This window comes from Bradyrhizobium sp. Gha, assembly GCF_900113735.1.
In the GTDB taxonomy this organism is placed as follows: Bacteria; Pseudomonadota; Alphaproteobacteria; order Rhizobiales; family Xanthobacteraceae; genus Bradyrhizobium.
Genome location: NZ_FOQM01000001.1, coordinates 453,384 through 465,644 on the forward strand (window position 1 = coordinate 453,384; position 12,261 = coordinate 465,644).

Sequence of the window (12,261 nt, forward strand, 5' to 3'; positions counted from 1 at the left end):
CTATTCGCTCCGGCTCGCAAGCGCGTTCACGGCAGCGACCGTGATCGCGGAGCCGCCGAGGCGGCCTTCGACCGTCAGCGCCGGCACGGGCGGATCGGCCATCAGCGCGGCCTTGGATTCGGCCGCGCCGACGAAACCGACCGGACAGCCGATGATGGCCGCCGGCCGCGGGCAGTCGCGGTCCTCGAGCATGTTGAGCAGATGAAACAACGCCGTGGGCGCATTGCCGATCGCGACGATCGCGCCGTCGAGATGCGGGCGCCACAGCTCCAGCGCCGCGGCCGAGCGCGTGTTGCGCATCGACTGCGCCAGCGCAGGAACGGCCTCGTCGCCAAGCGTGCAGATCACCGCGTTGGCCGCGGGCAGTCGCGCGCGCGTAATGCCTTCGGACACCATGCGCGCATCGCACAGGATCGGCGCGCCCTTCTGCAAGGCCGCGCGCGCGGCGGTCGCCATGCCAGGCGTGAAGCGGACATGCGCTTCGAGACCAACCATGCCGGCGGCGTGGATCATCCGCACCACGACCTGTTCTTCGTCTGCGGTGAAGCGCCCCAGATCGGCCTCGGCCCTGATGGTCGCAAAGGATTGCCGATAGATCGCAGCGCCATCCGTCTCGTAAGTATGCGGCATCAGTGCCCTCGCATCAGGATCGAGGGGTTGCTGATCATGTCGTCGCGGTCGAGCCCACGCAGGATCGGCTCGTCATGGGTCGAGCCGCCGCGCACGAGATCGAACCCGGTCGCCGTCGCCACCAGCGTGATCGCGGCGGCGCCGGAATGGGCGCAGCCCTTGGCGCAGCCGGAGACGTGCAGCTGGGCAGCCGCCCCGATATCAGGCGCAAGCGCCGCGGCCAGCGCGCGGGTGTCGGCGTGGGCCTCGCGGCAGCGCGGCGCGCCGCTGCAGGCGATGACGCGCAGCGCCGGATCGTAAGCCTCGGTGATGAGGCCTGAAGCTGATGGCATCGTCCGCTCGCCCTCGCTCAAAACCATCCGCCACGGCGTCATCCGCAGCGCATGCCCGCAGCCGGAGAGCTGATCGAGGGTCGTATGCGGCATCTGCCCGAAGGCGATCCCGACCATCGCCCCTTGCGGATAGAGACCGGGGTGCACAGCTGCCATGATCGGCGCAGGCTCCGCCTCGCCGCGCAGCGCCTCAGGCAGTTTTGCGCCCGCGGCAAGATGCGTTGCCATCCGCCCGCGACCATCCCTGACGCCGGAGGCGATAAACCAGCGAGCGACAGCAAGTGCGGTGGTCACCGCTTCGCCGCGCGCGACGCTGCGGCCGAACCTTGCGCCGTCGGCGCGCACCATGAGACCGCCAGCAGTGTCACGCTCGATCCGCACATCGGCGGAATTGCCCGCGAGCACGCGCGAGGTGCCGTCATCGATGGCGAAGCCGAATTTGGTCGGCAACGCGAGTGCAGAGTCCGCCAGCGCCTCTTCGAGCTCTGCGACGAGCGCCTGGGTTTCGTCGCCGCCGCGCCAGAACGGGGTGACCAGGATGTTGCGCCGGGATTCGGTATCGGCGTCAGGGTCCAGCAGCGCCAGCTGTGCGAGACCATCGAGCAGCCGCCGATGGCTGCTCTCGCTGACGCCTCGGATCTGGAGATTGGCGCGGCTGGTCACGTCGATCAGACCATTGCCATGGCGCTCGGCGAGACGCGCGAGCCCGGCGGCCTGTTCCGCGTCGAGCCGGCCGCCGAACGGGCGCACGCGGACCACGAGCCCGTCGCCCGATTGCATCGGCCTGATCGCACCGGGGCACCAGCCCTTCACTGACGCCACGCTCATGAGGCCTCCTTCAGCGCGGCCGCGATCGAATTGCGGCGCGTTCGCCACAGCGAGGCCTCGTGCAGGCGGGTGAAGCAGGTCTCCATCGCTGCGAGTGCCGATGGATTTTCGCGCGCCATGAAGGCGCGGACATCGGCGTCGCCGAGCGTCGCGTCATAATAGAGATCGAACAGATGCGGCGGCACGGCGCCGGCGAGATGGGCGAAGGCCGCCATGTGCTCCAGCGTCGCAGTGACCTCGGCCGCGCCGCGAAAACCGTGCCGCATCATGCCGGCGATCCAGGCCGGATTGGTGGCGCGGGCGCGCACGACGCGGGAGATTTCTTCGGTCAGCGTACGCGCGTGTGGCTCGTCGGGGCGCGTGGTGTCGAGGTGATAGAGCGATGGCCCTGCTGCGCCGAGATGCGCCGCCGCCGCGGCGATGCCGGCCTCATGCGCGGCATAGTCGGCGGCGTGCAGCAGATCGGTCTCCGGCAGATCCTGGAGGTGAACGAACGCATCGGCGGAGGCGAGCCGCTGCTCGATGCCCGCGCGATCCGGCTTGATCTCGCCATCGGCGGAGAACGCCCACGACGAGGCCGACAGCCAGGCTTCACCGGCGGCATCGCGCGTCTCGGGCGAGAAGGCATCGGGGATCGCCGAAACGCCGACGCCGTATTGTCCAGGGCGCGGCGCGTACACGCGGGAGGCGCGGTGGCGATACGGATTCTCCTCGCCCTCCTCACGCGATGCGAGCGCCTCGGTGGCGGCTTCGAACATCTGGGCAAGGCCTGAGAAGACGTCGCGGAACAGGCCCGAGACGCGCAGCGTGAGGTCGATGCGGGGACGGCCGAGCTCGGCCGGCGCGATGATGTCGTAGCCCGTGACGCGGCCGGAGGCATGATCCCAGCGCGGCGCGAGACCGGCGAGATGCAGCGCCATCGCGAATTCCTCGCCCGCAGTGCGCATGGTCGCCGAGCCCCAGAGATCGACGACCAGACCCTTCGGCCAATCGCCGTGATCCTGCAGGTGACGGCGCAGCAGCTCTTCGGCGAGTTTGATCCCCTGCGCATGCGCCGACGGTGTCGGCACCGCGCGGGGATCGACGGCGAAGAGATTGCGCCCCGTCGGCATGACGTCCTGCCGCCCACGATACGGCGAGCCTGATGGGCCCGACGCGATTCGCTGGCCTGCGAGCGCCGCGCGCAGCGCATCCCGCTCGGCGTCGCCGCAGGCGCCGCGGCCGAACACATGCAGGCCGGCGCCGAATTGGCTTTCCTTGAGATCACAGACAAAGCGATCGATGCGCGGGATGGCTTCAGCCGGAGCGGCCGATGCGTCCAGGCCGAGATCGTCTTCGAGACCCGCCGCACGCGCCTCCTCGCGGATCGCCGCGATCAGGCGCTGGCGACGCGCGGGATCGAGACCATCGGCGGTCGAATATTCGTCGAGCAGACGTTCGAGCCGGCGCAAGCCGTCAGGCACCGCGGATCGTTCCAGCGGCGGCGGCAGATGGCCGATGGTGATAGCACCCACGCGCCGCTTGGCCTGCGCGGCCTCGCCGGGATCGTTGACGATGAAGGGATAGATGACGGGCAGATCGCCGACTAGCGCTTCCGGCCAGCAGTGTGAGGACAGCGCCACGGATTTCCCCGGCAGCCATTCAAGAGTGCCATGCGCGCCCATGTGCACGACGGCGTCGATCCCCTGCCCGCGGAGCCAGAGATAGAACGCGACATAGGCATGGCGGGGTGTGCGGGCGAGATCGTGATAGTCGGAATCGCGCGTAGCCGCATCGCCGCGCTCGGGCTGGACTGCGATGATCGATCGGCCGCACGGGATTGCGGCGAAGTGGAACGCGCCGTCACGGCAGCTCGGATCGTTCTCCGGCGCGCCCCAGGCTTGCGCGAGATCGTCCTGCAAGACTCGCGGCAGGCGCGAAAGCGCCGCGCGGTAATCGGCGACGCTCCACGTCAATTTTTGCTTGATCAGCCTCTCGCCAAGCGCTGCGACGGGCGAAACGTTGAAGCCACCATCGGCAAGATCAGACGCCAAGGCTTCGACCGAGGCCAGCGCATCGAGACCAACCGCATGTGCGATCTGGTGCGGACGTCCCGGATAGTTCGAAAGCACGATCGCCAGCTGCTTCTCGGCAGCGGGCTTCTTGGCCAGCCGATGCCAGGCCGCAACACGTGCCGCAACGGCCCTCACGCGCTCCTCATCCGGCCGATGAGCCAGATGCGAGAACTGCAGATCGGGATCGCGCATCCCTGCCGATTTGAAACTTACCACGCCCGCAAACAGGCGGCCGTCGACCTCGGGCAGCACCACATGCATGGCGAGGTCGCCGGGTGACAGTCCGCGCAGCGAGTCCGCCCAATCCTCGCGCTGCGCCGATGAGAGCGCGACCTGGAACACGGGACAGAGCGCGGAATCGAATGGCGTCGTGCCGTCGTCGCCCCTCGCCGAGAACGCCGTGGCGTTGACGATCGCGGCAGGCGAATTCCTGGCGAGATGGTCTCGCAGCCAGTCAGCGACGCCCGCGGCCTTCAGCGAGGTGACGAACACGCCATACGCGTCAAACCCCTTCTCGCGCAGCGCAGCAATCAACTCGTCGATCGGCCGCGTGTCCGCGGCAGTGAGGTAAGAGCGATAGAACGTCACCAGCGCGGACGGCTTCCCCCCGCTCGCGACCGGCGCAGCGGTCACGCCCCGCGCGGAATCGTAAAAACCCATCTCGGGCACGGTCATTTCGCCGACGACGGGCCCGGCATAGAGACCCGAGGCCAGCGCGAGCTGCGCAATCGCCGCCTGCGCCGCAACGGGACCGCCGGTGTCGCACAGCACCTTGAGCCGGCGCAGCGTCGAGACCGGCAAAGTCGAATAAGCATCGAGCCTGATGTCGTCGCGGCCATCGGCCGGCAGCACGGCGAGGACGATATTGCGATCTTTTGCCAGTTGCCGGAGTGCCGCGAGCCCGTAGGCCCAATAAGACTCGCCTCCAATCAAGCGCACCAGAATGCCACGCGCCTGCGAAAGTGTGCGCTCGATATAGGTGTCGACCGAGAGCGGATGGCGTAATTCCGCGAGATTGGCGAGCCGCAACGAGGGCAGGCTGTCACGGCCACGCCGCCAGCCGGCTGCAAAGGCGGCAAGGTCGGAATCCGAGAACGAGAGCACCACGAGATCGGCCGGGTCCTGGCCGATGTCCCTTGGCGTCGCGGTCTCCTCCAAGCCGCGGCTCTCGCGGAAGACGACGTGCATCAGACTCCCAATCCCGCCTTGATCGCAGCCTCGTCGATATCGCCGTGCTCGCCGATCACGACGAGCTTTGATTGCCTGAGACCTGCGCCCCAGGGCCTGTCGAACTGGTGGCGCACGCGCTCGCCGACCGCTTGCAGCAGCAGCCGCATCGGCTTGCCCGCGACCGCGATGTAGCCCTTGGCGCGCAGCACGTTCTGCTCGCGCGCCAGCTTCTGGACCGATGCGACCAACGCATCGACGTCAGCAATCTCGGGAAGATCGATCACGAGAGAGGCGAAATCATCGTGCTCGTGGTCCTCCTCGCCATCGTGATGCGAAGGACGCGCGGCAAGATCGTTCTCGGCGGCAGCGCCGAGCCCGAGGATGACGCGCGAATCGATCGCACCATCGGTGATCGGCAGCATCGGCACGCGGCGCGGCATCTCGGCCGTGATCGCGGCCTTGGCGGTCTCGATGCCCGCAGCACCCGCAAGATCAGCCTTGGTGAGCAGCACGATGTCGGCGCAGGCGATCTGATCCTCGAACACCTCCGACAGCGGCGTCTCGTGATCGAGATTCTCGTCGGCCGCGCGTTGCGCTTCGACGGCATCCGGGTCCGGCGCAAAACGGCCGGCGGCGACAGCCTCGGCATCGGCGAGCGCGATCACACCGTCCACGGTGATGCGCGAGCGGATCTCGGGCCAGTCGAATGCTTTCAGCAGCGGTTTCGGCAATGCCAGGCCCGAGGTCTCGATCAGGATGTGATCGGGCTTCACGGGGCGAGCGAGCAACTTCTCCATGGTCGGAATGAAATCGTCGGCAACGGTGCAGCAGATGCAGCCATTGGCGAGCTCGACGATGTTCTCTTCCGGACAGTTCTCGTCGGCGCAGGACTTCAGGATCTCGCCGTCGACACCCTCGCTGCCGAACTCGTTGACGAGCACGGCGAGCTTCTTGCCATTGGGATTGCTGAGCAGATGCTGAATCAACGTCGTCTTGCCGGAGCCGAGAAAGCCGGTGACGACAGTCACCGGGACTTTTGCGAGCGAGTTCATTCGGCGGCCTCCGGCAACGCGACAATGGGGGGAATGCGGGCAAGCGATTGCTTGCGGAAGATTTCAGGACGGCTGCGCCAAGGCACGAGTCCATCGGGCGCGGCGGCATACGCGGCGGCGCCGGCGACGACGTCCTGCGCGTTGGCATCCGAGAGCCGGCCATAGACATACGACCAGCGGCCGGGCGCGCTGAGCGCGACCGAGCAACCCTGGCTACATGCAGAGAGGCATTCGACGGGAATCAGTTTGACGCCGTCGGGAACACCGGCCTCGAGGATCGCGCCATGCAGACGCTTGCCGGGCGTGACCTCGCCTTCGCCTAGCGTCTGGCCGGCGCGGCAGGTGATGCAGACGTGCAGTGTGACGGTCATCGCCTCTTCCAGAAGTATCGGCGGGAGGCGAAGAGGCCCACGAACCGTTCTTGCGAAGGCTCGTTTCCCCGTCGCGGAACACCCCGTCCGCCGGTCCAAAAATCGTCCGCGCTGGCAGGTCTCCCGGCTTGCGGAGCAGGGCTTTGCCCTTCGATCCCCGCCTTCCCGATCCTTGGGGGATCAGTGGCCTTGGGCATCTCTCCGGTCACGGTCGCGGGGGCGGCTGCATTTTGGACCAAAATCTTGCCGATTCGGACCCTATCGCATTCCCTCTTCGCCTGTCATAGGACAGGAACCAACGCCGGGCCACCATTTGCCCCCGGCCGCCACTTGTCAAGCCGAAGGACCCTGTCAGATGACGCCTGAACCGGATCGCCAAACGGCCGACGAAACCGACGCCAAGACCCAGGCCAAGGCCCAGGCCAAGACCCAGGCCAAGACCCAAGCCAAGACCGATGCGAAGCACGCCGCAAAAATGGCGAAGATCAAGGTCGCCCGCGACAAGATCATGGCGACCAAGAGCGGCGAAAAGGGCCTCATCATCGTCCACACCGGCGCCGGGAAGGGCAAATCGTCGTCCGCCTTCGGCATGATCGTGCGCTGCGTCGCCCATGGCTTCCCCTGCGCCGTCGTGCAGTTCATCAAGGGCGCCTGGGATACCGGCGAACGACGCCTGCTCACCGGCCACTTCGGCGAACTGTGCCAGTTCCACGCCATGGGCGAAGGCTTCACCTGGGAGACGCAGGACCGCACGCGCGACATCGCGGCTGCGCGCGCCGGCTGGGAGAAGGCAAAGGAGCTGATTCTCGATTCCAATCTGCGCATGGTCGTGCTCGATGAGATCAACATCGCGCTGCGCTACGATTATCTCGACATCGCCGAGATCGTCGATTTCCTCAAGACATCGAAGCCGCCGATGACGCATGTCGTGCTCACCGGGCGCAACGCCAAGGACGAGCTGATCGAGATCGCCGACCTCGTCACCGAGATGACGCTGGTGAAACATCCGTTCCGCTCCGGCATCAAGGCGCAGGCCGGCGTCGAGTTCTGAACGAGATGGCACGCGCGCTGATGATCCAGGGGGCCGGTTCGGACGTGGGCAAGTCGCTCATCGTCGCCGGCCTCGCGCGCGCGTTTACGCGGCGCGGCTTGCGCGTGCTCCCGTTCAAGCCGCAGAACATGTCGAACAATGCCGCCGTCACCGTCGATGGCGGCGAGATCGGCCGCGCCCAGGCGCTGCAGGCGCTCGCCGCGGGCGTCGAGCCGCACACGGACATGAACCCTGTGCTGCTGAAACCCGAGACCGATGTCGGCGCGCAAGTCATCGTGCATGGCAAGCGCATCGCAACCGCGCGAGCGCGCGACTATGCGGCGATGAAGCCACAGCTGATGGACGCGGTGCTGGAGAGCTTTGAGCGGTTGAAGGCGCGCAGCGATCTGGTGCTGGTCGAAGGCGCCGGCAGCCCCGCCGAGGTGAACCTGCGCAAGGCCGATATCGCCAACATGGGTTTTGCCCGCAAGGCCGACGTCGCCGTCGTGCTGGTCGGCGACATCGACCGTGGCGGCGTCATCGCCCAGCTCGTCGGCATCAAGACGGTCATCGAACCCGACGATGCCGCGATGATCCAGGGTTTTGTCATCAACAAGTTCCGCGGCGATCCCACGCTGTTCGATGACGGCTACCGACTGATCGAGCAAAGGACCGCGTGGCGCGGCTTTGGCGTACTGCCCTGGTTCGCACGGGCCGGCGAGTTGCCGGCCGAAGATGCGCTGGGCCTGAGCGATGCCCGCAAGCCGGGCCAGCGCAAGATCGCCTGCCTCGCATTGTCGCGGATCGCCAATTTCGACGATCTCGATCCGCTGAAGCTCGAGCCTTCAGTCGATCTCGTGATGGTGCGTCCGGGCGAAGCCATTCCAGGCGACGCGCGTCTCGTCATCATCCCCGGCTCAAAGTCCACGCGTGGCGACCTCGCGTTCCTGCGCGCGCAGGGCTGGGACATCGACCTGCTCGCGCATCACCGCAGGGGCGGCCATGTGCTCGGCCTCTGCGGCGGCTATCAGATGCTCGGACGCAGCGTTGCCGATCCCGGCGGCATCGAAGGTCCTGCGGGCGACACGCCCGGCCTCGGGCTGTTGGATGTGGAAACGCTGATGAGCCCGCAGAAGACGCTGACACGTGTCGCGGCTGTGCACGCGGCGACCGATCAACCGATCCACGCTTATGAAATCCACATCGGCCGTACCGACGGGCCTGATCGTGCCCGTCCATTCGCCAGGCTGAATGGCGAGCTCGAAGGCGCGATCTCGCGCGATGGGCGCGTGCAAGGCAGCTATCTGCATGGCCTGTTCACGTCGGACGAGTTCCGCAAGGCATTTCTTGCACGGCTCGACATTCCCTCGGGCGAGGAACCGTATGGCGCCCGGGTCGAGAGCGCGCTCGATGCGCTGGCCGATCACATCGAAAAGCACCTCGGCGTCGAAGGCCTGCTCGGGTTAGCGCGCTAACACTTCGGCGAGGCGCCTCCATTCGGACTCGGCGCCCGGAAGACCGAGGCGCAACCAGGTCCGATCTTGCGCGAAGACGCGCGACCAGATTTGGTTGCGCGCGAGCTTCTCCTGCGCGGCACGCCCATCAGGTGTTTCATAGAGGCGAAACAGCGGCGCACTACCGAGGAGCCGCCAGCCTTGCGACTGCACCATGTCGTCGAGGCGAGCGCCGTCACGTACGAGCCGCGCCGACGTCGCCTTGGCCCAGGCATCATCGCGCAAGGCGCGGCAGCCGATCGCGATCGCCGCGCCTGACACAGGCCACGGACCTGATGCTGCCGCGAGCTTGGCGATGTCAGTCGCATGGCCAATCGAGAACCCGAGCCGGAGGCCGGCAAGCCCGTAAAACTTGCCAAACGAGCGCAGGATCAAGAGCCCCGGTCGCCCCGCTTCCGAAGTGAGCGAGAGCTCGGGAACAGCATCGGCAAAACTCTCGTCGACGACGAGATGACCGACGCGCGGCAACAGCGCGAGCAATTCCTTCGACGAGGCACGGCGCCCGTCGGGATTGTTGGGATTGACCACGATGGCGAGGCTCGCTCCGGCGAGCGCATCGAGCTCCCCGACCTCCTCGACCTCCCATCCCGCGGCCGACAGCACGGCGGCATATTCGTTGTAGGTCGGCCCGAGGATGCGCGCCCGTCCGCGCGGCGCGAGCTGCGGCAGCAGTTGAATGGCGGCCTGCGCACCGCCCGTCGCGACAACGGGCGCGATCGTGCCATAGGCGCGTTGAGCCGCCTGGTGCAGCGCCTCGATCTCGGATCGCGACGGCAAAGCCTGCCAATGACGTGCTGATATCTCGCCCACGGGATAAGGCCGCCGGTTGATTCCGGTCGACAGATCGATCCAGTCTTCAGCGCGTCCGCCAAAACGCTGCTGGGCCAGATCGAGATTTCCACCGTGCTCGCGCATGCCCTGTTCTTTCACGCGAAGGCGAGGACCGCAAGGACGCCTGCGAGCAGCAGCATGGCGCGGCGGTAGACCGTCAATCCCTCGATGATGTCGGAGGCCTGCGGATCGCGCGCGCCGTCGTTGAGCCAGGGCTCGTCGGTCGCGCAGCCGTGATAGATCCGGGGGCCGCTGAGGCGCACGCCGAGCGCGCCGGCCATCGCCGCCTCCGGCCAGCCGGCATTGGGCGAGCGATGGCGCCGCGCATCGCGCGTCATGCACGACAGCGCCTCCGATCGCCGCGGCGCGAGCAGCACGAAGAGAAACCCGGTCAGGCGTGCCGGAACGAAGTTGGCGACATCGTCGATGCGGGCGGCGGCCCAGCCGAACGCTTGGTGGCGTTCGCTGCGATGGCCGATCATGGAGTCCAGCGTGTTGATCGCCTTGTAGCCGAGGATTCCCGGCAGGCCGAACAGCGCGCCCCAGAACACCGGCGCGACGATGCCGTCAGAGGCGTTTTCGGCCAGGCTCTCGATCGCCGCACGTGCGATACCGGCCTCATCGAGCGCAGCCGGATCGCGGCCGACGATGCGCGACACGGCTCCGCGCGCCGCAGCGATGTCACCGCCCAGCAGAGGATCGGCGACCGCGGCGACATGATCATGCAGGGAGCGCAGCGCCACCAGCGGCCAGGCCAGGATGCCGACCAGCACGATCTGGATCCAGCCCGAGGCAAGCGCGGACTGGAGCACCCGACCGAGCACAACCGCGATCGCAATCACGAGAAACGCGCCGGCAAGGCCTGCCGCGCGGCGGAGGCCCGGCGGATCAGACGCGCGATTCCAGCCACTGTCGATGGCAGCGATGAGCCGGCCCAGCCAGGTCACGGGATGGCCGATTCGTGCAAATAGCGGCGAGGGCCAGCCCATGAGGGCATCTACCGCCATCGCCACCACCATAGCGCCTGCAAAGCCCACACCCGCCTCCCGTCCCGCCCCTGTTGCGCAAAGCAGGGGGCGAGCGCAAGCCCCTCGCCGCCTGATTTCGGCTTTGTCTTTGGCCGCGATTGGTGATTAGTCAGGACCCCAGGAGACTTTGATGGCCGTCATCTTGATCACGGGCGGAGCGCGATCGGGCAAGAGCGTCCGCGCGGAAGCGCTTGCGCGCAGCTTTCCGGAACAGCCGCCGATCTACATCGCGACGGCCGAGGCGCTCGATACCGAGATGGAAGCACGCATCGCTGGGCATCGCGCGCGACGCGGAACCGGCTGGATCGAGCGCGAGGCGGCGCTCGATCTCGTGCCAGCGCTCATCGCAAGCGATGGCGGCGGCGCAAGACTGGTGGACTGTCTGACACTGTGGCTCTCCAACCTCATGCACGCGAAGCGCGATTGGGAGCGCGAGGTGAGCGAGCTCGCCGCCGCCCTGCCCCGTCTCAAGAGCCCCGTGATCCTTGTCACCAACGAGGTCGGACTTGGCATCGTGCCGGAGAACGCGCTGGCCCGCAGCTATCGCGATGCCGCCGGCATCATGAACCAGACAATGGCTGGTGTCGCCGACAAGGTCGAGTTCGTGGTCGCCGGCCTGCCGATGAAGCTGAAATGACGCCGCGCGCCGACATCCTGAAAGACGTCGTCGCTGATCTCAGGATCGCTGCGTCGTTCGTGACGATCGTGCCGATGGCCTCGTCGAAACCGGCAGGCGACGGCGCCATCGCACGCGCAACCTGGGCGCTGCCGATCGCGGGATTGCTGGTGGGGCTTGCGAGCGCACTGCCCTACAAGATCGCGACCCGCCTTGGCCTCGCGCCCAACCTCGCCGCCTTGCTCACATTGGCCGCGACGGCCCTCATCACCGGCGCGCTGCACGAGGACGGGCTCGCCGACACCGCCGACGGTCTCGGCGGCGGCCGGACGCGCCAGCGCAAGCTCGAGATCATGCGCGACAGCCGGATCGGCAGCTACGGCGTCTGCGCGCTGATCCTGTCGTTCGCTCTGCGCTGGAGCGCGCTTGCCGCGATCGCCAGTCCGTGGAGCGTGATGCTCGCATTGATCGCGGCACATGCCGCGGCGCGCGCGGGCGTGCCTGCCTTCATGTCGCTCGTGCCGCCGGCGCGGCCAGACGGATTGTCGGCAAGCGCCGGATCGCCGCCGGGCCGCAGCGTGGCCATCGCGTTCGCGGTTGGAACCCTCGTTCTGGCGCTGGCGCTCGGGCCGGCCAAGGCGCTGGTCGGCCTGGTCCTGCTGTCGCTGGCCGGGCTGATCCTGGCGCGGCTCGCCATCCGTCAGATCGGCGGACAGACCGGCGACATCCTCGGCGCGTTCGAACAGGTCGGAGAGATCCTGATCCTGCTGGTCGCCGCCGCCTTCCTTCACACGGCAGGATAGAT

Annotated in this window: 11 protein-coding genes and 1 riboswitch; of the genes, 4 read left to right on the forward strand and 7 right to left on the reverse strand. The window is 67.4% G+C overall.

Annotation, left to right across the window (positions count from 1 at the left end):
- Genes BM222_RS02220 through BM222_RS02240 form a run of 5 tightly spaced genes read right to left on the reverse strand, consistent with a single transcriptional unit; the run spans nucleotide 1 to nucleotide 6,437 of the window.
- The gene (locus BM222_RS02220; RefSeq protein ID WP_092226630.1) at nucleotides 1-630 is read right to left on the reverse strand and encodes a precorrin-8X methylmutase; all 630 of its coding nucleotides are present in this window, start codon (nucleotides 628-630) and stop codon (nucleotides 1-3) included.
- Entirely contained in the window at nucleotides 630-1,790 is a 1,161-nt protein-coding gene (gene cobG / locus BM222_RS02225) for a precorrin-3B synthase (RefSeq protein WP_092226822.1), read from the reverse strand. Before cobG ends, BM222_RS02220 begins: the two co-directional genes overlap by 1 nt.
- Entirely contained in the window at nucleotides 1,787-5,032 is a 3,246-nt protein-coding gene (gene cobN / locus BM222_RS02230) for a cobaltochelatase subunit CobN (protein WP_092226631.1), read from the reverse strand. The genes cobG and cobN overlap by 4 nt, the downstream gene beginning before the upstream one ends.
- The gene (gene cobW / locus BM222_RS02235) at nucleotides 5,032-6,066 is read right to left on the reverse strand and encodes a cobalamin biosynthesis protein CobW (RefSeq protein WP_092226632.1); all 1,035 of its coding nucleotides are present in this window, start codon (nucleotides 6,064-6,066) and stop codon (nucleotides 5,032-5,034) included. The genes cobN and cobW overlap by 1 nt, the downstream gene beginning before the upstream one ends.
- Complete coding sequence (locus tag BM222_RS02240; protein WP_092226633.1) at nucleotides 6,063-6,437, reverse strand: DUF1636 family protein; 375 nt, start codon at nucleotides 6,435-6,437, stop codon at nucleotides 6,063-6,065. The genes cobW and BM222_RS02240 overlap by 4 nt, the downstream gene beginning before the upstream one ends.
- Nucleotides 6,438-6,533: 96 nt before the next feature.
- Nucleotides 6,534-6,752: riboswitch (cobalamin riboswitch) on the reverse strand.
- A 40-nt stretch (nucleotides 6,753-6,792) separates the two neighbouring features.
- Between BM222_RS02240 and cobO the strand changes: the two genes are divergently transcribed.
- On the forward strand, nucleotides 6,793-7,488 hold the full coding sequence (gene cobO, locus BM222_RS02245; protein WP_092226634.1) for a cob(I)yrinic acid a,c-diamide adenosyltransferase: 696 nt from the start codon (nucleotides 6,793-6,795) through the stop codon (nucleotides 7,486-7,488).
- Nucleotides 7,489-7,493: 5 nt separating this feature from the next.
- On the forward strand, nucleotides 7,494-8,942 hold the full coding sequence (locus BM222_RS02250; RefSeq protein WP_092226635.1) for a cobyric acid synthase: 1,449 nt from the start codon (nucleotides 7,494-7,496) through the stop codon (nucleotides 8,940-8,942).
- On the opposite strand, the gene cobD is transcribed toward BM222_RS02250, so the two are convergent.
- Together cobD and cbiB are read right to left on the reverse strand one after the other, a co-directional pair.
- Nucleotides 8,931-9,896, reverse strand: a complete 966-nt coding sequence (cobD, locus tag BM222_RS02255; RefSeq protein WP_177242949.1) for a threonine-phosphate decarboxylase CobD — start codon at nucleotides 9,894-9,896, stop codon at nucleotides 8,931-8,933. The two genes, BM222_RS02250 and cobD, sit on opposite strands and share 12 nt — an antisense overlap.
- An 11-nt stretch (nucleotides 9,897-9,907) precedes the next feature.
- Nucleotides 9,908-10,831 carry an adenosylcobinamide-phosphate synthase CbiB gene (gene cbiB / locus BM222_RS02260; RefSeq protein WP_092226637.1) on the reverse strand — a complete coding sequence of 308 codons (924 nt, stop codon included), beginning with the start codon at nucleotides 10,829-10,831 and terminating at the stop codon, nucleotides 9,908-9,910.
- 139 nt (nucleotides 10,832-10,970) lie between these two features.
- On the opposite strand from cbiB, the gene cobU reads away from it, so the two are divergent.
- Together cobU and cobS are read left to right on the forward strand one after the other, a co-directional pair.
- Nucleotides 10,971-11,477, forward strand: coding sequence for a bifunctional adenosylcobinamide kinase/adenosylcobinamide-phosphate guanylyltransferase (gene cobU / locus BM222_RS02265; RefSeq protein ID WP_092226638.1), 507 nt, complete (start codon nucleotides 10,971-10,973; stop codon nucleotides 11,475-11,477).
- Nucleotides 11,474-12,259: an adenosylcobinamide-GDP ribazoletransferase gene (cobS, locus tag BM222_RS02270; protein WP_092226639.1), complete on the forward strand. Its 786-nt coding sequence runs from the start codon at nucleotides 11,474-11,476 to the stop codon at nucleotides 12,257-12,259. Before cobU ends, cobS begins: the two co-directional genes overlap by 4 nt.
- The last annotated feature ends 2 nt before the right edge of the window (nucleotides 12,260-12,261 follow it).